Origin of the sequence: Pantoea sp. GM_Pan_4 (assembly GCF_026541005.1) — a bacterium.
Lineage (GTDB): Bacteria > Pseudomonadota > Gammaproteobacteria > Enterobacterales > Enterobacteriaceae > Pantoea > Pantoea dispersa.
On the sequence record NZ_JALNUZ010000002.1, the window covers coordinates 318,802 to 337,274 of the forward strand.

The window sequence follows — 18,473 nt, forward strand, 5'->3', positions numbered from 1 at the left end:
AAAAAAGAAGATGATCGGTACTTTATCGCAGCTGCATACGTTGCGTGAGCGCAAAGTGACCGATCTCAGCGGCCAACTGGCGCAGCAGAAACAGCTGGTGCAGCGCTATCACGAAAATATCGAGTCGCTCAGTCAGCTGACGGCGGGCGAAGCGGTGGACGTGCGTAACGCCGTGCATCTGGTGAACCGCGCCACTTACAAAGCGCACATTCAGCGCGTGATTGACTGGCAGAACCAGGCAGTGGTGATTGCTGAAAAACAGCAGGAGACGATCCAGGGCGAGCTGATTACGCATGCCTGCCAGGAAAAAACCGTGGCGCTGATGCGCAGCCAGCAGCAGCAGGAGCTGGCGCTGGCGCAGGCGCGCGAGCAGCAGAAACTGACCGATGCCCAGGCCATGCAGTGCTGGGTGCGCAACCGGAGAATGGCATGAACAACACTCTGTTCTCGCAGCTGATGGCGCGCCGTCAGCTGCCGGCCAGCGGCGAACTACCGTTTATCAGCGTGGTTACGCCCACCTGGAACCGGCGCGCATTTCTGCCTTATCTGCTGTACATGTTTCAGTATCAGGATTATCCGGCGGATCGCCGCGAACTGGTGATCCTTGATGATTCAGCCGAAAGCAACGCTGAGCTGATCGCCACGCTGACGCGCTATGCACCGCATCCGGAGCTGATTCGTTATTACCACCAGAGCGAACGCCTGCCGATCGGCGCCAAGCGCAACCGGCTGAACGAGCTGGCGCGCGGCGAGTATATCGTCTGCATGGACGATGATGATTTTTATCGCAGCGACAAGCTGAGCTACACCATCGCAGAGATGCGGCGCCACAATGCGCTGTTTGCCGCCTGTAACATTCTGCCGGTGTGGTACAGCCACGTGAACCGCATCTTTACCACCGCCGCGCAGAGCCCGCGCCACGTGCTGAATGGCACCTTCGCCTATCATCGTAACTTCCTGAAAAAACACCGTTATGACGATCGCGTCACGCTGGGCGAAGAGCTGAGCTTTACCAACGATTATACCGCGCCGGTGCTGTTGCTTGATCCGTGGCGCTCGATTCTCTGCGTCTCGCACAGTAATAACACCTTCGACAAAGATTTTGTGCTGGGCAGCAGTGAGATGCAGCGCACCCCGCTGAGCGAAGTGGTGAAAGATGCGTTTATCTACAAGTTCTATCAGCGCCTGCATCAGGCGCCGCTGACGCAGCAGCCGGACTGGGGCTTTTTCCATCGCGTGGTGCTGTTGCAGCATGCGGACGCGGGTGATGGCCTGCTGCAGCGGCTGCAACAGGCCGGTCTGCCAGCGACCCTGATTGACATCGTGCCGGTGACGGAAAGCGATGCGCGATTAACCCATCTGGCGCTGACGCAGCGCGCCCAGCGCGAAGGCTGGCTGAACTATCTGCTGCTCGACAGCCGCCTCGAATGGGTGCGCCAGGAGCGGGTGATTGTCGGGCTGAACCGCCTGCTGCGCGCGCTGCGCCAGATTCCGTGGGATGGCTTTCACCTTGCGGCTGAAATTGAAGCCGGCAAGCCGCTGGAACAGCTGCCGGGCGTGGCTGCCGCAGTGGTGCAGTCGCTGCCGCATCTTGCCTGCTGCGTCAACCAGCAGGCCTACGCCCCGCTTATTGAACGATTACAGGATCAGCTGGCGCAGGCCGGCTATCTCAATACAGCCGATCTGCGCTGGTTTGCGTTATACCCCAGTATGTTTTTCCTCAGCGAGGATGAAACGGGGCAAGCCTGTACCGCGCGCTTTTTCCGCAAATTAGGTACCGTGCCGCGCGCCGGTGCTCAGGAGCCTTTATGAACAGTGCCATGATGTATACCCCCGAATTTGTCGCGCAGCTGGATGCGCACCCCTGGGCCTGCCAGTGTGCCGGTTGCCACGGCGAGAAACCGCTGCAGCAGCTGCGCTGGCGTGAGGAGCAGCGCGTCAGCGCCACGCTGCAGTGCGACAGCGCCGCCGCCGCGATTTTATGCCTGAACGAGGCGTTTGCGCTGCAGCATGCTGCCGTGGCTCCGCTGGAGGCACCAGCGCTGTGTCCGCGTCTGCAGGCCCTCAATCAGCAAACCATTTTCCTGCTGATCAACGACGAAGTACCGCTGGCGGAGCGCCTGTACGCGGTGGGGGTGCTGCTGAGCAAATGTCAGAAGCTGCAGGAGGTTGACGCCATTCAGCAGGTGGGCGATGAGCTGCAGGCGCTGACCCACAGCGGCCTGATGCGTGAAGCCTTTGCCGCGCTGCCGGCTATCGATGCTTATCCGCTGGCGGCCCTGCGTCAGCTGGGCCAGATTGAGCTGGATGCCAGCCTCGATCCGCTGACCGGTATGACGCTGGTGATGAAGCTGAATGAGCTGGCGGCGCTGAGCGATGACTATCTGTTACCGCTGCTCAACGAACTGCGTGACGATGCACAGGTACAGGCATTTATGCAGCAGCACGCGGAGAAATGGCGCAACTATGTGCTGTGGTACGCCTATCACACCATGTTCCCGGGCACGGACGCGGCGCAGTGGGAGAACCAGTTTTTACAGCTGAGCCAGCGCGTGTTTGGCATCAGCGTGATTGTCGGGCTGCTGCAGATAGAGCAGTGTGAACTGGATGACAACACGCTGGCGGCGCTGTTTGCCGCGTGGGAGCGTCAGCCGCTGCCGGCGCTGAGCGACGACAATGCGCTGCTGATCGGGCTGTCGCTGCTGAAGTGAGGCTGCGGGACAGCGGGATTGTCATTAAGATATTTTGCGCGATCTCAATTTGGGCACCTGCGTCATCGGCAGCGTGCCCGTTTTTTGTTTTGATTTCTGCCAGGTTGCTGACATTACAAAGCCGGTTTCCATAGAGAAACCGACCTGCAAAGTTTTCATGCTTTATCTCTGATAGAGGAAATCGTGCGCGGGCTGGCCGGTGAGGGTGTTCAGCGTCTCCTGCTGCATGGCCAGCAGCACGCCGTTGCGATCGTTCATCTGCTGGCAGGTCAGCGCGCTCAGCTCCAGCGTGCGCCACCAGCTTTCGGCCTGCTGCGCCAGCGTGGCGGGCAGGTACGGCAGCAGCTGATTGACGCCGCGGCTGTCGGAGGAGAGCTTCAGCGCCTGCAGGGTTTCACTGCGGCGCTGCGCGGAGTCGTGCAGCTGCTGATAGATGTGCAGCAGCTGGTCATTGACCGACTGCAGATGGCCGGCATCGCAGGCGATCATCGCTTCGCGCTGCTGCTTCAGCAGGTGGGTCAGCGCATCGTAGTGCTGCGTGTCCTGTTTGATATCACGCAGCAGGGATTTAACCCGTTCCGCGGTGCTGGTCATGAACGGTAATAGTCCATCATGGCCTGCGCCAGCGTCTCGGTATCCACCTGCAGACGGCCCGCTTTGAGTGCGTCCTGCATGGCGCTGACAAAGGTGCTGTCCACGTCCGGCATCTCACGCAGCTGCTGGCTGGCCACCTGCAGCGGGCTTTGCGCGGCCGGTTCGCTGCGATTGGCCGTGCGCGCGGTGGTGTGCGCCTGCGGCGCGTCGTTCAGCGATGTAGTGACGGCTTGGTTGACTGGCGTCACACCAGTCTCGGTACGGGTGATCTTCATTGTCTTGTTTCTCAGGGTCGATAACGGCATACCTCAGCACAACGACACTGCCTGGCGGAAACTTAAATTCCGCCGTCAGGGATTTCCCGGCGCCACCAGCATACGCACCACGCCGATATCGTCGACGCGCGCGGTCACTACGCGCTGGCTTTGCAGGTTACGCACCTTAATCATGTCGCCTTTGCGCCCTTTCTTTAAGGCTTCGCCCATCATCTTCGCCTGCACGCCATCCTGCTCGGCAATCATCAGCACCTGCTGGCCGCGCTCCACCAGTACCGGCTGGTCGAGATGGCTGGGCGCAATCGGCTGTAATTCACGCACGCGCTTCTTCAGGGTGTAGCCGAGGGCTTCATCCGGATTGCTGATAAAGCCATCGCGCAGGCCTGCGATATTGCGCTTCTTCACTTCCACATCGCTGGCCGCCAGCTGTTTACCGCGTTCCAGGGTGGTTTTCGCCACCAGAATCGGCAGGTACACATCCGGTTTGACGGTGACCGCCAGCTCCCAGCCGTTGCTGTCTTCACAGCGAATGTCGTAACGCAGCCGCGCCAGATCCAGCCGATCGCCGGCCGGCAGCGCCGAGGTTAACGGTTTAGTGCAGCGCGCCAGGCGGCTCACTTCGGTGGGAATAAAGACGTTGAGTTTGCTGCTGAAATCTTTCCAGCCTTTCTGGCGGGCGAGACGCTGAATGTCTGCCGTGGCGTTGGCCACCGCCTGGTTATACACCTGTTTGCGCGCGGTTTGCGCATCGGGAGTGGCAAACGTCGCAGCAGAAAAAAGCAGCAGGCTAAGCGGAATCAGGCGGAAAAGTGACTTCCCGCCATCACGCAATGTGTTCATATAAACCTCATTAAATCAATGATTTAAAAGTTGGCACGCTGTTTGCTTAAGAGCGTGTGAATGACAACTTTTGAGGAACACACCGTGGGGATAAGTTTTGACAAAGCGCTGGGGATTCATCCCGCCGCCTTACAGCTTCGACTTTCGCGAGCAGAGCTGTTAACGGCCAACCTGGCAAATGTGGATACCCCGAATTACCAGGCTAAAGATATTGATTTCGCCGCTGAGATGCAACGTTCTCTGCAAAAAAGTTCGTTCACTTCTTCACCAGAAATTCAGTATCGCGTGCCGTATCAGCCAGCGTCCGATGGCAACACCGTGGCGCTGGACGTTGAGCAGGCCGAGTTCTCGAAAAACTCGCTGGATTACCAGACCAGCCTGCAATTCCTCAGCAGCAAGTTTATTGGCCTGAAGCAGGCCATTGAAGGGAAATAACCGTGTCCTTTAACGATATCTATCGAGTTTCGGGTTCCGCCATGACGGCGCAAACCGTCCGCCTGAACACCATCGCCAGTAACCTGGCGAACGCCGAATCACCGGCGGCCAGCGAAGCGGCAACCTATAAAGCGCGCCGTCCGGTTTTCGCCGCCATTTACCAGAACAGCCAGCTGATGGATGCGCCCGCGATGGCCGGTGCGCGCGTGCAGGTGCTGGATGTGGTGGAAACCGGCAGTGCGGTGCGCCGCTATGAGCCAGGCAATCCGCTGGCGAACGCCCAGGGCCATGTCTTCTATCCCGACATCAACACGGTGGAAGAGATGGCCGACATGATGTCCGCCTCGCGCAACTTTGAAACCAATGTAGAAGTGCTGAACAGCGTGAAAAGCATGCAGCAGAGCCTGCTGCGTCTGGGAGAAGGCTAAGTATGAGCGTCAACAACGTTAACAACAACGGCAGTAACGGCAACAACGATGTGCAGGGGCCGCAGGCTAACGGCGGCACCAGCAATATGTTCCTGACGCTGCTGGTGGCGCAAATCCAGAACCAGGATCCCACCAACCCGACCGACAGCGCCGACTACATTAACCAGCTGTCGATGATGTCGCAGATGGAGTCGATGCAGACCCTGACCGACACCATGACCGGCGTCTATTACATGGGTGAAAACCTGCAAATGCTGGCGATGTCGAACCTCGTCGGCCAGCAGGTGTTCGTCAACAGCGACAAAGTGCAGCTCGACGGCAAGCCGATCGATGGCCGTCTGCACCTTGAGCATCCGGCGGAAAACGTCACCCTGCACGTGAAAGACAGCGCCGGCAAAGAGGTGAAGTTCCCGCTCGGCAAACAGTCGCAGGGCGATGTGCCGTTCACCATCGATCCGGAAGCGCTGGGCCTCGCCGACGGCGAATATACCCTTAGCGTGGTCACCGACGTCGGCGAAACCGAAATCCCGATTGAGATCGCCGGCACCGTCAACAGCGTGCGCTTCGATCCGAAAACCGGCGCGCCGCTGCTGAATATCCCCGGCCTTGGCGAAGTCGCTTACAACACTATCCGCCAGTTTGGCAGCCGCAACGGCGGCGACCAGCAGCAGAACCTGTTCTCTGGCGTGAACCCATCACGTCTTTTCTCCTGAGGAATTTTTCATGAGTTTTAACATTGCCACCTCTGGCCTCAACGCCGTGACCAAACAGCTCGGCACCATCAGTAACAACATCGCCAACGGCGGCACCGTCGGCTATAAATCGATGCGCGCCGAGTTCGCCTCGCTGTATGCCAGCGGTCAGCCGCTGGGCGTTGGCGTCAGCAGTATTTCCCAGAGCATCAGCCAGAACGGCGGTATCTCTGGTACCGGTCGCGGTCTCGACCTGGCGATCGCCGGTAACGGCTTCTTTATGACCAAAGACAGCAGCGGCAACATCAGCTACACCCGCGCCGGTTATTCGCAGATCGACAGCCAGGGCTATCTGACCAACAACCTCGGCAAGCGCCTGCAGGGCTATCCGGTGGATGCGAACGGCCAGCTGCAGACCGGGGTGATCAGCGATCTGCAGATCAATTCCGGCAGCATTCCGGCCAAAGCCACCGACGAGATGAACTTTGTCGGCAACCTGAACGCCAACAGCAAAACGCCTGCTACCGCGCCGTTTAATAAAGACGACAGCACCAGCTACAACAACACCTACAGCAGCAAAATTTATGACTCGCTGGGCCGTGAGCACACGCTGGAGCAGTACTTCGTAAAAACCGGCGATAACCAGTGGGAAGCGCACTATTTCGTTGACGGCCAGCCTGCTACCCCGGCCAGCCAGCAGCTGGAGTTCAGCACCAACGGCGTGCTGACCAGCCCGACCGGTGCGGTCGATGTGTCTGCCGCTATTCCCGGCGCCGACGCGCTGACTATCGGTCTCGACTACACCGGCACCAGCCAGTACGGCTCCGAGTTCAACGTCTCGCGCAACAGCCCGAACGGCTACGCCGCCGGTGAGAAGAACGGCGAGCAGATTGACGACGACGGCAAGATTTACGCCACCTACAGCAACGGCGAGCGTCTGCTGCAGGGCCAGCTGGTACTGGCGGGCTTCACCAATCCTAACGGCCTGACCTCCGAAGACGGTACCGCGTGGACCGCTAACAATCAGTCCGGCCAGCCGATTCTCGGCACGCCGAAAAGCGGCCTCAACGGCAGCATCAAATCCAACGCGCTGGAAGATTCCAACGTCGATATGACGGCGGAGCTGGTCGGGCTGATGAACGCGCAGCGTAACTATCAGGCCAACACCAAAGTCATCTCGACCAATGATTCGATGATGAACGCTCTGTTCCAGGCGCTGTAACCATGGATCGCCTGATATATACCGCCGTCAGCGGCGCGAACCGCAGCCTGACGCAGCAGATGATCCACGCCAACAACCTGGCGAACGCCAATACCGAAGGCTTCCGTGCCGATCTGGAGCGCGCCAGCACCCAGGCGATTACCGGCGGCGGCTACGACAGCCGTCATCAGGTACGCAGCGAAAACGGCGGCATCAACATGGCGCATGGTGCGCTGCAGGAGACCGGGCGCGAGCTGGATGTCGGCATCAAAGGCGACGGCCTGATCGCCGTACGGGAAGGGCGGCGCGAGCTGTATACGCGCAACGGCCATATCGATATCGACGACATGGGCAACCTCTCTATCGGCGGCAAGCCGCTGCTGGGCGATGACGGCCCGATTCAGCTGCCGCCGTTTTCCCAGGTAGCGATTGGCGACGACGGCACCATCACGGTGATTCCGGAAGATGGCAACGTGGCGGCGGCGATGGACGTAGCGCGCATCAAGCTGGTGGACATTCCTGCCGCGCAGCTGCGCAAAAACAACGATGGCTGGCTGAGCGCTAACCGTCTGGTGGCACCGCGCAGCGAAGCAGTGCAGCTGGCGCATGAGCATCTGGAAACCAGCAACGTGTCGGCGGTGAATGAGATGGTGCAAACCGTGTCGCTCAGCCGCCAGTTCGAAGCGCAGATCAAAATGATGAAAGCCGCAGAAACCCTCGTGCAGGCAGGCAATCGCCTGATCCGCGGCAGCTAACAGGAAGCAAAAACATGAATCCGGCTCTTTGGGTCAGTAAAACCGGTCTGGCGGCGCAGGACGCCAAAATGACCACCATCTCCAACAACCTGGCGAACGTGAATACCACCGGCTTCAAGCGCGATCGCGTGGTGTTTGAGGATCTGTTCTACCAGACGCAGCGCGCGCCGGGTACGCAGCTTGATCAGAACAACATGACGCCTACCGGCGTGCAGTTCGGCAGCGGCGTGAAGATCCTTGGCACGCAGAAGCAGTTCACGCAGGGATCGATCAGCAACACCCAGCAGGAGCTGGACGTGGCGATCACCGGGCAGGGCTTTTTCCAGGTGGAAACCACCGATGGCGATATCGCCTATACCCGCTCCGGCAACCTGAAAATCAGCCCGGACGGCGTGCTGACCAACGCGCAGGGCCTGCCGCTGATCCCGCAGATTGAGCTGCCGGAAGGCACCAAAAATCTCACCATCGGCAAAGACGGCACCGTCAGCGCCACGGTGGGCGGCGAAGAGGAACCGGTTGAGCTGGGCCAGATCACCCTGGTGAACTTCGTCAATCCAGCCGGTCTCGATGCGCTGGGCGGCAACCTGTATCGCGAAACCGCCGCCAGCGGTGAAGCAGTCGAAGGCGTACCGGGCGAAGAGGCGTTCGGCCAGCTGGAACAGGGTTCGCTGGAGGGCTCCAACGTGCAGGTGGTGGAAGAGATGGTTGACATGATCACCGTGCAGCGCGCCTACGAGATGAACGCCAAAATGGTGTCGGCGGCGGACGACATGCTGAAGTTTGTCACCCAGCAGATGTAATTTTCCGGGCGGAAGTCTGACTTCCGCCCGCTGAGCAAGGCCATAACAACAATGAAACTGACAGAAAAACTCACCCGCGGCCTGCTGCTGGCCGCCGCACTGCTGCTGACCGGCTGTGAAAGCCCGGCGCTGCTGGTGCAAAAAGATGATGCCGCCTTTGCGCCGCCGGAGGAGCTGATGCAGCCGGATACGCGCGTCAGCGGCGGCGGGCTGTACAACAGCCAGTATCAGTGGTCGCTGATGCAGGATCGCCGCGCCTATCGCGTCGGTGACATCCTCACCGTGCGGCTCGACGAATCGACCCAGTCCAGCAAGCAGGCGCGCACCAACTTCGGTAAGAAAAACGATGTTGAGCTCGGCATCCCGTCGGCCATGGGCAAAACCTATGACCAGCTGAGCGGTTCGCTGGAGGGCAAACGCAACTTTAATGGCAACGCCTCTTCAGCGCAGCAGAACATGCTGCGTGGTTCGATCTCGGTGGCGGTGCACAAGGTGCTGCCAAACGGCGTGCTGGTGATCCGTGGCGAGAAGTGGCTGACGCTCAACCAGGGCGATGAGTACATGCGCGTCACCGGGCTGGTGCGCGCCGACGATATCGAACGCGATAACAGCATCTCCTCGCAGCGCATCGCCAATGCGCGCATCTCTTACGCCGGGCGCGGCGCGCTCAGTGATGCCAATGCAGCGGGCTGGCTCACGCGTTTCTTCAACCATCCGCTGTTCCCGATTTAAGGTGAAGATGATGATCAGAATGACACTCCGTTATTTGCTGCCGCTGTGTGTGGCCGCCGGTCTGATGGCCGCTAACCACGCCAAAGCGCAGTCGCTCGGCGCGCTGGTCGATGTACAGGGCGTGCGCGGCAACCAGCTGGTGGGTTACAGCCTGGTGGTCGGGCTGGATGGCACCGGCGATCGCAGCCAGGTGAAGTTTACCGGCCAGTCGCTGGGCAACATGCTGCGCCAGTTCGGCGTGCAGATGCCGGGCAAAATGGACCCGAAAGTGAAAAACGTGGCCGCCGTGGCGCTGAGTGCTACGCTGCCGCCGATGTACGCGCGCGGTCAGACTATCGACGTCACCGTGTCGTCGATTGGTGATGCCAAAAGCCTGCGCGGCGGCACGCTGCTGCTGACCCAGCTGCGCGGTGCCGACGGCGAAGTGTACGCGCTGGCGCAGGGCAACGTGGTGGTTGGCGGCGTCAAAGCCGAAGGCGACAGCGGTTCGAGCATCACCGTTAACACGCCCACCGTGGGCCGCATTCCCGGCGGGGCTTCCGTCGAGCGTGAAGTCCCGAGCGATTTTCAGGACAACAGCGATGTGATGCTTAACCTGAAGCGCCCGAGCTTTAAAACCGCCAACAACATCGCGGTCGCGCTCAATCAGGCGTTCGGCGCCGGCACCGCCGTGGCGAAAAGCGCCACCAACGTATCGGTGAACGCACCGCGCGACGCCGCGGCCCGCGTGGCATTCATGTCGATGCTTGAAGAGGTGCAGATCGATGCCGGCAAACAGCCGCCGCGCGTGGTATTTAACGCCCGCACCGGCACCATCGTGCTGGGCGAGGGCATCGTGGTGCGTGCCGCCGCAGTGGCGCACGGCAACCTGACGGTGACCATCACCGAGCGTCCGCAGGTCAGCCAGCCCGGCCCGTTCAGCAACGGCCAGACGGCGGTGACGCCGGACAGCGACATCAATGTCGATCGCGGTCGCGGTCAGATGGTGACCATTCCGACCGGCACCAGCCTGCGCAGCATCGTCAATACCATCAACAGCCTCGGTGCCGCACCGGATGACACCATGGCGATTTTGCAGGCGCTGCACGAAGCGGGCGCGCTGGATGCCGAACTGGTGGTGATCTGATCATGATTGACCGTATCGCAACGCCGTTCACGCCAATAGCCGCGGACATCACCGGCAGCGTCAAACCTAACAACCTGGAGCAGGCCGCCGAGCAGTTTGAGGCGATGTTCCTGCGCACACTGCTGAGCGAGATGCGCAAAGGCACCGATGCGTTTGCCGGCGAGGACGGCATGTTCAGCAGCCGGGAAGCGCGGCACATGCGCGATTTTTACGACGATGCGCTGGCGCAGGAGCTGGCCAGCCAGCGCAGCACCGGCATCGCCAACATCCTGATTAAGCAGCTGTCACCGAAAGGCGCTTAATAAACGCGGCGCATTTGTCGCTCTGCCTGAGCAGAACCGTGGAGAGCATGAGGAAACCATGAGCATTATTAATATCGGCTACAGCGGCGCCAACGCGGCACGTATCGGCATGAACGTCACCGCGCTGAACATTGCCAACGCCGCCACCGCCGGGTACAGCCGCCAGCGCATTGAGCAGCAGGCGATTGGCCCGATGGGCAACCAGCGCCTGTTTAGCGGCAACGGCGTCGAAGTCACTAACATTCGCCGGATGGCCGATCAGTTCCGCATCGGCCAGGTGTGGCGCGCCAACACCCAGACCAGCTATTTCGATCAGGGACAGGTGTATCTGGGCGCGCTGGAGAGCCTGCTGGGCACCGAAACCAGCGGCATCGGCGACGGCCTGGATAACTTCTTCAAATCGCTGAGCGGCGCCAGCGAGAAGCCGGACAACCAGGCGATGCGCCAGGACGTGCTGACCGAAGCGCGCGCGCTGGCTACCCGTTTCAACAATATTCAGTCGTTCCTGCAGAAGCAGCGCAGCGACAGCCAACTGCAGCAGCGCAACCTCACGGCATCGATTAACAGCGTCAGCGGCAACATCGCCGAATACAACAAAAAGATCCGTGAAACCGAAGCCATCGGCGGAGATACCAGCGTGCTGCGCGATCAGCGTGACGAGCTGGTGCGCGAGCTGAGCGGCTACGTCGATGTGCGCGTGCAGGAAAATGATAAGGGCGAGTACAGCCTGATGCTGCCTTCCGGTCAGCCGCTGGTGAGCGGCAGCGACGTCGGGCAGCTGTCGATGGAGATGGACGCGAACGGTCAGCCGTTCCTGCAGCTGAGCTTTGCCGGCAGCCGTTATCAGGTGGACATGGCGACCGGCGGCCAGTTTGGCGCGCTGCATGATTATCAGGTCAACACCCTGAACGGCATCGAGCAGAGCGTGCTCGGCATGGCGGAGTCGCTGGCTAACGCGTTTAACGATCAGCTGGGCAAAGGTTTTGATCTCAAAGGCAATCCCGGTAAAGCGCTGTTTGATTTCGATCCGGCTAACCCGAACGGCATGCTGCAGGTTAACGATCTGGCGTGGGATGAACTGGCGTTCTCCGGCGACGCCAGCGCCACCGGCGACAATAAAAACCTGCTGGCGCTGATTGGCATCAAAAATCAGACCTTCAACATTCCCGGCATCGGCGATGCCACGCTGGACAGCGCCAGCGCCTCGCTGATCAGCACCGTCGGCATTAAGAGCCGCCAGAATCAGACCGAGCTGACCGCCGCCGCCGCGCTGCTGGAAGACGCCGTGACCCAGCGCGATAACTACAGCGCGGTGGATTACGACGAAGAGTACGTCAGCCTGACCAACTACACCCAGGCGTATCAGGCCAACATGAAGGTGATCGCCACCGGCGACCAGATCTTTAGCGATCTGCTGGCGCTGTTCTGAGGAAAACACCATGCGAGTGAATAGTTTAAGTTTCTCCAGCACCATGCTGCACAATCTGGGACGCAACAGCAGCAAGCTTAATAAGCTGATGACGCAGATCAACGAGCAGAAGCGGGTGATCAATCCGTCTGACGATCCGATCGCCAGTACCCAGATCGCGCAGATTCGCCGCGAACAGGCAGCGATCGGTCAGTATCAGCGCAATATCGAACGTTTAGGCCACAGCCTGTCGCAGCAGGAAACGCTGGTGGATTCCGCCAGTCAGCAGCTGCTCAACATGCTGGATAAAGTGCGCGAAGCCAACAACAGCAGCCACAGCGCTGTGGATATGGGCGGGTTTGCCAGCGAGCTGGGCGCCATGAAAGATATGCTGGTTGAACTGATGAACAGCCGCGACGAGAGCGGACGCTTTCTGTTTGCCGGCACCAAAACCAATCAGCAGCCGATGGTGCGCGACGCCACCAGCGGCGAGTGGACCTTTGCCGGTAACCACGAGAGCAACAGCACACCGATTGGTCATGGCGTACTGATGAAATCCAACACCGATCTGGCCGCAGCGTTTGGCAACGATATGCAGATGGTGAATCAGCTGGAAGCGCTGCTGAGCAAAATGAGCGATGCAACGCAGTCGCCGGAAAGCTACGCCGACGAGATGTCCGCGATGATCGACACGCTGCAGGGCACGTCCGACCGCGTTGCCAGCCTCTTTACCGATCTCGGCGGCCGTCAGAACAACCTGACGCTGATGGATGAAGCACACCTGGATAACAAAACCATTCATGATGAAGTCGCCGGCCAGCTGCAGGGACTGGATATGGCCAGCGCGCTGCTGGAGCTTAATCGCTACACCACGGCTTCGCAGTCGTCTTACAAGACGTATAACCAGATCGCCACGCTGTCGCTGTTCAACCTGAGGTAATGCCATGATGCAGGTGGAGAATCGTCTGTCGGCCGGGTTACAGCCTGGCGCGCTCAGCAGCACCCCGCTGAAAGCGCAGACGCCGGTCAGCAGCGTGGCGAACAGCAACACACGCCACAATGCCAGCTTTCCTGACGCCCCGCTGATTTCCGCCCAGCCGCTGCGCTACAACGTGCAGCTTAATCAGCAGCTGACGCGCGTGCAGCAGGCGGATCACTTCCTGCAGGCTACCGAAAGCCAGCTGCTGAAGGTGAGCCACGCGCTGAGCCGGCGCGGCGATCGGCAGCAGGCGCTGGCGCAGACCAGTGCGCTGCAGTCGTTGCTGGCGCAGCGCCAGACGTTATCCGGCGGTAGCGTCAATCGCCAGCTGCAGGTGACGCTGGAAGGCAAATCGCAGGTGAATTTTCAGCTGCGCGACGGGCAGGCGCTGCTCAGCAATCCGCAGCCGGAAGTGCTGACTTTTTCGCTGGCCGGATCGCAGCGGGAAATCAGCGCGGCGGCGATTGCTGCCGACAGCACGCCGCAGCAGACGCTGATCAGCCTGAATCAGGCGCTGGGCAAGTGGGGCATTCACGGCCGGCTGGATGCACAGCGCGACGTGCAGTTTCAGGTGGATGAGCAGCAGTGGTCGCGCGTCAATCAGCATCTCAGCGTACAGGGCGGCGGCGAACGCTATCCGCACAGCCAGTTTTTCCCGGTAAAACCGCAGGCGGAAAACGCGCTGGAGGATGAAGTGGCGCGCGTACTGGCCAATCCGGGCCAGCTCGACTCGCTGCAGCCGGTGCTGGACAGCACGCTGGAGCAGCTGACGCGTCAGCGCAAACAGCTGGTGCGCACCAAAGCGCTGGTGCAACAGCGGGTAGACAGCATGGCGAACCTGAGTTCTGCGCAGGCGCATCTGAGTGCGCAGGATGTGGCGCAGCAGATGGGGAGCGGGGATTATCGCGGGCTGGCGGACGCGCTGGGCGCGCAGGCTAATGTGCCGCGCGCCACGGTGAAGAACGTGCTGGGCGCGCAGGCGCTGCTGCGCGGCTGAGGTTAGTTTTCCTGATTAATGATTAACCCGGACGGCGTAACCAGCATGTGATTGCCTTCAAAGGTCACGCTGTTAAAGGTTACGCCGTTGTGGGCCATAAAGTTAAACACGCTCTGTACCAGCGGATGCCCTTTACTGACGTGGAACATCATCGGCTGATAGCTGTAGAGCTGGCCGGCGCGGGTATCCGCCTGATGCGTCAGCCGTACTTTAGCCATAAACTGGCTGTCATTTTCGCTGGTGAGCGTCATCAGCACGCTATCCGGCTGCACGGCGAAAAACGGGTAGTAAAGCTCCTGATGACCGTTTTCCAGATCGTAATAGCCCAGCTCCACGCCGTTGCCGTTAAAGCTATCGTCAAACACCTGATGGCTGAACGTTGGCAGCCAGCCGCGCAGCGCGGCAACGCCCAGCAATAGCAGCGTCAGCACCAGCAGACTAAGGGTTGCAAGTCGCCATTTCATGCAGCTTTCTCTCCGTTTCCACCCGCACCAGCTCACGCAGCGCGTCCGGTTTTTCCCGGCCGTTAAAAATGTTCATCGCCAGCTGGTGACGCGCGCAGGCGCTTTTCAGATACAGCGTCAGGTTGATGTTGGTGCCAGACGCAGAGTAATAAACATCCATCGTCACCTGATGCTGCTGCAGCGGCGCGTTAAGGGCGCGCAGCGCAGGGCCGATCAACTGGACCATATTCAGCTGGTTGGTCGACGCGTCGCGCGGCGTATTGGACAGCCTGAGCAGTCGCACCTGGCTGACATTCTCCAGCGGCACGGTGTCGAAACGCGCCGGCTGCTGCCCGGCACTGCGCCACACCATCGCCGCCACGGCGAGCAACACCACCAGCATCAGACAAAACGCCAGCATGCCGCGCTCGCGCTTTTTATTGCTGGCCGGCAGATAGCCGGTGTCCGCTGGTAGTGCTGCCTGTGGCAGCGGCGCCTCCGCGGGGGCGCTGTCGGTCATGGTGGGCACCGGCAGCGGAGGCGGATTAAAACTTAGCGCGGCGTCGCCGCTTTCCAGCCATGTTTCATCCTCTTCATCCGTCACGCGGCGCTGAAACTGACAATATTCGGCTTCGAGGATGTAACCTTTTTTCGGCACGGTTTTGATGATGCGCTGTTGCTTACCATCATCTTCCAGCGCCACGCGCAGCGCGTGAATCGCATTCGGCAGGCTGTTGTTGCCAATCACCCGCCGCTCCCACACCAGCTGGTTCAGCTCTTCGCGCGATAAAATCTGTCCGGCATGCTGAATCAGCACCACCAGCAATTTCAGCTGATACTCGCCCAACCGGCGCTGTTCGCCGCTCTCCTGGTGTATTAAAGAGGCACTGGAAATATCGAGCAGCCAGTGGTTGATAATACAGTTCGACGTCATCGTAAGCGGTTATCCCGTCCAGCGGCTGTTAGCCTGTTATCGCCTCACCCTCAGCGTTGCAAACGCATAGTTAGACGAATAATTTATTCTGAAGCAAGACTAGTCTCAAAAAACTTTGATTTCAATACGGCTGTGAATGGCAAAAAGCGTCATTAATTGTTTAAAAAATATCAGGCTGGCGTTCTGAATAATGGGCTGGAATCCGAAAAGCAGGCGCTTATTAAGTGTTTATTTAACCTGTTTTTATCTATTTCCAATTAAATCAATGCCTTGATGATTTTAACCTGAATGGGTTAAACGTTTAATTTCGATCTATTGACGGCCGCTGTTATTTTCTCTTCATTTTCTGATGACGCCATAAATAAACCTTTGTTGCGTTAAAATTTAAAAAAGCCGTTTAAGAGCCCCGAATAACGTGCCGTTTTCTCCTGATACTTGTAACGGAATCCCCCTGATTCCTTTTTGGAGATAAAACTCATGTTAACTATGTTTACCAACTCAGCAGCCATGTCCTCTACCAACTCCATGAACCGTGCAAACTCTGCACTGTCCACGGCAATGCAGCGTCTGGGTACCGGCAAACGCATCAACTCCGCTGCAGACGACGCAGCTGGCCTGCAGATCGCTACCCGCCTCGACGGTCAGTCACGCGGTATGAGCGTAGCAAAAGACAACATCGCAAAAGCCACCGCGATGATGCAGACCGCTGAAGGTGCTTTCGACGAAGTGAACAACATCCTGTTCCGTATGAAAGATCTGGCCACTCAGGCGGCGGATGACACCAACAACGCCGATGACCGTACTGCGCTGCAGTCAGAGTTCGATGCACTGAACTCTGAACTGGACAACATCATGGCAAACACCTCTTACGGTACAGAAAAACTGCTGACCGGTGGTTCTGGCGCAGCAGCAGGTAAGCTGACCAAACAGCTGCAGTTCCAGATCGGTGCGTCTAAAGACGAAACCCTGAAAGTTGACCTGAGCGCGGGCCTGAGCGGCGTGACGGGTGCACTGACTGCGCTGACTGGCGCAAGCGGCATCGCTGCCAGCGCATCTGGCGCGAACGCCATGCTGGATAAAGTGACCACCGCCCTGAACGCTGTCGGCAGCATTCGTTCCGATCTGGGTGCCAACATCAACCGTCTGGGCCACACCGCGGCGAACCTCGCCAACATGAAAGACAACACCGACCTCAACCTCGGCACCATCCGTGATGCGGACTTTGCGGCGGAAAGCTCAAAAATGAGCCGTCAGAACATGCTGATGCAGAGCAGTCAGGCGATGCTGAAGCAGGCAAACGGCATGGGTCAGATGGTTCTGGGCATGCTGGGCTAAGTCTCTGCCATTGATAAAACACCGCTCGCGTAGCGGTGTTTTTGTTTCCGCCTGCGCCACACCGGTTTCCGCCGCAGCGGAAAGAAAATTTCCCACTTTTTTAGTTCATCTTATTGATTTTAATGAAAATTAAAAACTGGCACGCCAATTGCTATTAGATGAGTCATTCCCAGGAGGAAAAGTATGAATATAGGTATGGAACCGTCTCAATGGGCGGAAATTTTAGCCACCGACAGCATTGCCGCGCTGCAGTCGCGCCTGCAATCCCAGCAGAAGAAAGTTGACGCTGAGCAGACGGCGCTGACGGCGCTGAAGACCGCGCTGACCGAATTTCGTACTGCGCTGAAAGGGTTTGGCACTAACGGCAATGTGGTGAAAAACAGCGCGAAGGCCAACGTTGAGGGATACGTCAACCTGAAAGCCAGCGCCAGCGCCAGCAAGGGCCTGTATGAAGTGCAGGTACTGGAAACTGCCGGCGCGCAACAGCAGTCATTCGACAAGTTGACCGACGAGATGGTGAAAGAGGCCAGCGGCCCCCTGACCATCAGCGTCGGCGGCAAAGACATTATCGTCGACATGGACAAGGTGAGCAGCATGGCGGAGCTGCGCGATGCCATCAACAAACACCCGGATAATTCTGGCGTCACCGCCTCGCTGATGAAGGTCAACGGTGAGACCCGCCTGCTGATGGGCAGTGAAAAAACCGGCGTGAAGAACGCCTTTAAAATCGAAACCGGTGCTCTCACCGGCGATGCCTTTAAGGATGCCATTGACACGCCCAGCAAGATCTCCGAAGCGCGCGATGCAAAGATCAGGCTCGGCGGTATGGAAGTCAGCAGCGCCACCAACACCTTTAAAGATGTGATCCCCGGCGTGGAGATCAACGTGGTGCAGAAAACCGATCCGACGCGTCCGCTGATCATCAGCGTTGAGAACGATGAGGCCGGCACCAAAGAGCAGGCGCAGAAGTTTGTCGATGCCTATAACGCGCTGCAAAGCAAACTCGACGAACTGACCAAAAGCGGCGGCGAGAAAGATAAGCGTGGTGCGCTGGCGGGCGACTCCGGCCTGCGCGTGCTGGAACAGCAGATGACCTCGCTGCTGCGTAAAAGCGTGGGTGGCAAAAAGCTGCTCGACTTCGGCATCACCACCGACAAAGAAGGCAAGCTGCAGCTCGACAGCGAGAAATTTGAGGAAGCGGTGCGCGATAACCCGTCAGCGCTGGATGCCCTGTTTGGCGGCAGCGACGGCATGGTGAAGCAGATGGATAAAGGCCTCGACAGCTTCCTCAGCACCAGCAGCGGTTCGATTAAAGCCCGTCAGGATTCCCTCGATCGCCGCAGCTCACAGCTCACCGCCAAAACCGACCAGATGCAGCGTCGCTACGACACCAACTACGCGCGTTACCTGAAAGAGTTCACGCGTGCGCAGACCGCCATGTCGCAAATGCAGGACACCATGTCGAGTTTCTTCGGTTAATAAGGTT

At 59.1% G+C, this 18,473-nt stretch carries 22 protein-coding genes; 17 read left to right on the top strand and 5 right to left on the bottom strand.

Annotated elements, in window-relative coordinates; all coding sequences use genetic code 11:
* The first annotated feature begins 10 nt into the window (after positions 1 to 10).
* Genes OXR61_RS07510 through OXR61_RS07520 form a run of 3 tightly spaced genes read left to right on the top strand, consistent with a single transcriptional unit; the run spans position 11 to position 2,711 of the window.
* Positions 11 to 433, top strand: a complete 423-nt coding sequence (locus tag OXR61_RS07510; protein ID WP_267411628.1) for a flagellar FliJ family protein — start codon at positions 11 to 13, stop codon at positions 431 to 433.
* Positions 430 to 1,812: a glycosyltransferase family 2 protein gene (locus OXR61_RS07515; RefSeq protein ID WP_267411630.1), complete on the top strand. Its 1,383-nt coding sequence runs from the start codon at positions 430 to 432 to the stop codon at positions 1,810 to 1,812. The genes OXR61_RS07510 and OXR61_RS07515 overlap by 4 nt, the downstream gene beginning before the upstream one ends.
* Positions 1,809 to 2,711, top strand: coding sequence for a hypothetical protein (locus OXR61_RS07520; RefSeq protein ID WP_267411631.1), 903 nt, complete (start codon positions 1,809 to 1,811; stop codon positions 2,709 to 2,711). Before OXR61_RS07515 ends, OXR61_RS07520 begins: the two co-directional genes overlap by 4 nt.
* Before the next feature lie 162 nt (positions 2,712 to 2,873).
* Here OXR61_RS07520 and OXR61_RS07525 read toward each other — a convergent pair whose 3' ends face one another.
* The 3 genes from OXR61_RS07525 to flgA form a co-directional block, all read right to left on the bottom strand.
* Entirely contained in the window at positions 2,874 to 3,305 is a 432-nt protein-coding gene (locus OXR61_RS07525) for a flagellar protein FlgN (protein WP_166711330.1), read from the bottom strand.
* A complete protein-coding gene (flgM, locus tag OXR61_RS07530) occupies positions 3,302 to 3,580 on the bottom strand; it encodes a flagellar biosynthesis anti-sigma factor FlgM (protein WP_267411634.1) in 279 nt (92 codons plus the stop codon). Before flgM ends, OXR61_RS07525 begins: the two co-directional genes overlap by 4 nt.
* Before the next feature lie 75 nt (positions 3,581 to 3,655).
* On the bottom strand, positions 3,656 to 4,420 hold the full coding sequence (gene flgA, locus OXR61_RS07535) for a flagellar basal body P-ring formation chaperone FlgA (RefSeq protein ID WP_267411635.1): 765 nt from the start codon (positions 4,418 to 4,420) through the stop codon (positions 3,656 to 3,658).
* A gap of 84 nt (positions 4,421 to 4,504) precedes the next feature.
* Between flgA and OXR61_RS07540 the strand changes: the two genes are divergently transcribed.
* From OXR61_RS07540 to OXR61_RS07595, 12 genes are all read left to right on the top strand, one after another.
* Positions 4,505 to 4,855 carry a flagellar basal body protein gene (locus tag OXR61_RS07540; protein WP_267411770.1) on the top strand — a complete coding sequence of 117 codons (351 nt, stop codon included), beginning with the start codon at positions 4,505 to 4,507 and terminating at the stop codon, positions 4,853 to 4,855.
* Positions 4,856 to 4,857: 2 nt separating this feature from the next.
* Entirely contained in the window at positions 4,858 to 5,283 is a 426-nt protein-coding gene (flgC, locus tag OXR61_RS07545; RefSeq protein ID WP_166711324.1) for a flagellar basal body rod protein FlgC, read from the top strand.
* A gap of 2 nt (positions 5,284 to 5,285) precedes the next feature.
* Positions 5,286 to 5,996, top strand: coding sequence for a flagellar hook capping FlgD N-terminal domain-containing protein (locus OXR61_RS07550; RefSeq protein WP_267411636.1), 711 nt, complete (start codon positions 5,286 to 5,288; stop codon positions 5,994 to 5,996).
* A gap of 10 nt (positions 5,997 to 6,006) precedes the next feature.
* Positions 6,007 to 7,197, top strand: coding sequence for a flagellar hook protein FlgE (gene flgE, locus OXR61_RS07555; RefSeq protein WP_267411637.1), 1,191 nt, complete (start codon positions 6,007 to 6,009; stop codon positions 7,195 to 7,197).
* A 2-nt stretch (positions 7,198 to 7,199) separates the two neighbouring features.
* Positions 7,200 to 7,931, top strand: a complete 732-nt coding sequence (locus OXR61_RS07560) for a flagellar basal body rod protein FlgF (protein ID WP_166711318.1) — start codon at positions 7,200 to 7,202, stop codon at positions 7,929 to 7,931.
* Between the two features lie 14 nt (positions 7,932 to 7,945).
* Positions 7,946 to 8,731, top strand: a complete 786-nt coding sequence (flgG, locus tag OXR61_RS07565; protein ID WP_166711316.1) for a flagellar basal-body rod protein FlgG — start codon at positions 7,946 to 7,948, stop codon at positions 8,729 to 8,731.
* Between the two features lie 51 nt (positions 8,732 to 8,782).
* A complete protein-coding gene (flgH, locus tag OXR61_RS07570; RefSeq protein WP_267411638.1) occupies positions 8,783 to 9,463 on the top strand; it encodes a flagellar basal body L-ring protein FlgH in 681 nt (226 codons plus the stop codon).
* 64 nt (positions 9,464 to 9,527) lie between these two features.
* Positions 9,528 to 10,589, top strand: a complete 1,062-nt coding sequence (locus OXR61_RS07575; RefSeq protein WP_267411771.1) for a flagellar basal body P-ring protein FlgI — start codon at positions 9,528 to 9,530, stop codon at positions 10,587 to 10,589.
* Positions 10,590 to 10,591: 2 nt separating this feature from the next.
* Positions 10,592 to 10,891 (top strand): rod-binding protein, encoded by a 300-nt coding sequence (locus OXR61_RS07580; RefSeq protein WP_166711312.1) that lies wholly within the window; start codon positions 10,592 to 10,594, stop codon positions 10,889 to 10,891.
* A gap of 58 nt (positions 10,892 to 10,949) precedes the next feature.
* On the top strand, positions 10,950 to 12,320 hold the full coding sequence (gene flgK / locus OXR61_RS07585; RefSeq protein WP_166711310.1) for a flagellar hook-associated protein FlgK: 1,371 nt from the start codon (positions 10,950 to 10,952) through the stop codon (positions 12,318 to 12,320).
* 10 nt (positions 12,321 to 12,330) lie between these two features.
* Positions 12,331 to 13,239 (top strand): flagellar hook-associated protein FlgL, encoded by a 909-nt coding sequence (gene flgL / locus OXR61_RS07590; protein WP_166711308.1) that lies wholly within the window; start codon positions 12,331 to 12,333, stop codon positions 13,237 to 13,239.
* Between the two features lie 4 nt (positions 13,240 to 13,243).
* Positions 13,244 to 14,275: a hypothetical protein gene (locus OXR61_RS07595; RefSeq protein ID WP_267411643.1), complete on the top strand. Its 1,032-nt coding sequence runs from the start codon at positions 13,244 to 13,246 to the stop codon at positions 14,273 to 14,275.
* A 2-nt stretch (positions 14,276 to 14,277) separates the two neighbouring features.
* Here OXR61_RS07595 and OXR61_RS07600 read toward each other — a convergent pair whose 3' ends face one another.
* Both OXR61_RS07600 and OXR61_RS07605 read right to left on the bottom strand, forming a co-directional pair.
* Positions 14,278 to 14,739, bottom strand: coding sequence for a hypothetical protein (locus OXR61_RS07600; RefSeq protein WP_166711304.1), 462 nt, complete (start codon positions 14,737 to 14,739; stop codon positions 14,278 to 14,280).
* Positions 14,714 to 15,652, bottom strand: a complete 939-nt coding sequence (locus OXR61_RS07605) for a transcriptional regulator (protein WP_267411644.1) — start codon at positions 15,650 to 15,652, stop codon at positions 14,714 to 14,716. The genes OXR61_RS07600 and OXR61_RS07605 overlap by 26 nt, the downstream gene beginning before the upstream one ends.
* Positions 15,653 to 16,129: 477 nt before the next feature.
* Here OXR61_RS07605 and OXR61_RS07610 point away from each other — a divergent pair, with 477 nt between their 5' ends.
* Complete coding sequence (locus OXR61_RS07610; RefSeq protein WP_168714911.1) at positions 16,130 to 16,987, top strand: flagellin; 858 nt, start codon at positions 16,130 to 16,132, stop codon at positions 16,985 to 16,987.
* Positions 16,988 to 17,170: 183 nt separating this feature from the next.
* Positions 17,171 to 18,466 carry a flagellar filament capping protein FliD gene (gene fliD, locus OXR61_RS07615; protein WP_267411647.1) on the top strand — a complete coding sequence of 432 codons (1,296 nt, stop codon included), beginning with the start codon at positions 17,171 to 17,173 and terminating at the stop codon, positions 18,464 to 18,466.
* Positions 18,467 to 18,473: the final 7 nt, after the last annotated feature.

Excerpts from the sequence above, each read along its gene's own strand:
- flgH (WP_267411638.1), top strand. The coding sequence starts at position 8,783 with ATGAAACTGACAGAAAAACTCACCCGCGGCCTGCTGCTGGCCGCCGCA.
- OXR61_RS07600 (WP_166711304.1), bottom strand. The coding sequence starts at position 14,739 with ATGAAATGGCGACTTGCAACCCTTAGTCTGCTGGTGCTGACGCTGCTA.
- flgM (WP_267411634.1), bottom strand. The coding sequence starts at position 3,580 with ATGAAGATCACCCGTACCGAGACTGGTGTGACGCCAGTCAACCAAGCC.
- OXR61_RS07515 (WP_267411630.1), top strand. The coding sequence starts at position 430 with ATGAACAACACTCTGTTCTCGCAGCTGATGGCGCGCCGTCAGCTGCCG.
- flgK (WP_166711310.1), top strand. The coding sequence starts at position 10,950 with ATGAGCATTATTAATATCGGCTACAGCGGCGCCAACGCGGCACGTATC.
- OXR61_RS07510 (WP_267411628.1), top strand. The coding sequence starts at position 11 with ATGATCGGTACTTTATCGCAGCTGCATACGTTGCGTGAGCGCAAAGTG.
- flgE (WP_267411637.1), top strand. The coding sequence starts at position 6,007 with ATGAGTTTTAACATTGCCACCTCTGGCCTCAACGCCGTGACCAAACAG.
- OXR61_RS07580 (WP_166711312.1), top strand. The coding sequence starts at position 10,592 with ATGATTGACCGTATCGCAACGCCGTTCACGCCAATAGCCGCGGACATC.
- OXR61_RS07550 (WP_267411636.1), top strand. The coding sequence starts at position 5,286 with ATGAGCGTCAACAACGTTAACAACAACGGCAGTAACGGCAACAACGAT.
- OXR61_RS07575 (WP_267411771.1), top strand. The coding sequence starts at position 9,528 with ATGGCCGCTAACCACGCCAAAGCGCAGTCGCTCGGCGCGCTGGTCGAT.
- flgG (WP_166711316.1), top strand. The coding sequence starts at position 7,946 with ATGAATCCGGCTCTTTGGGTCAGTAAAACCGGTCTGGCGGCGCAGGAC.
- OXR61_RS07595 (WP_267411643.1), top strand. The coding sequence starts at position 13,244 with ATGATGCAGGTGGAGAATCGTCTGTCGGCCGGGTTACAGCCTGGCGCG.
- OXR61_RS07525 (WP_166711330.1), bottom strand. The coding sequence starts at position 3,305 with ATGACCAGCACCGCGGAACGGGTTAAATCCCTGCTGCGTGATATCAAA.
- OXR61_RS07520 (WP_267411631.1), top strand. The coding sequence starts at position 1,809 with ATGAACAGTGCCATGATGTATACCCCCGAATTTGTCGCGCAGCTGGAT.
- OXR61_RS07560 (WP_166711318.1), top strand. The coding sequence starts at position 7,200 with ATGGATCGCCTGATATATACCGCCGTCAGCGGCGCGAACCGCAGCCTG.
- flgL (WP_166711308.1), top strand. The coding sequence starts at position 12,331 with ATGCGAGTGAATAGTTTAAGTTTCTCCAGCACCATGCTGCACAATCTG.
- OXR61_RS07605 (WP_267411644.1), bottom strand. The coding sequence starts at position 15,652 with ATGACGTCGAACTGTATTATCAACCACTGGCTGCTCGATATTTCCAGT.
- OXR61_RS07610 (WP_168714911.1), top strand. The coding sequence starts at position 16,130 with ATGTTAACTATGTTTACCAACTCAGCAGCCATGTCCTCTACCAACTCC.
- flgA (WP_267411635.1), bottom strand. The coding sequence starts at position 4,420 with ATGAACACATTGCGTGATGGCGGGAAGTCACTTTTCCGCCTGATTCCG.
- fliD (WP_267411647.1), top strand. The coding sequence starts at position 17,171 with ATGAATATAGGTATGGAACCGTCTCAATGGGCGGAAATTTTAGCCACC.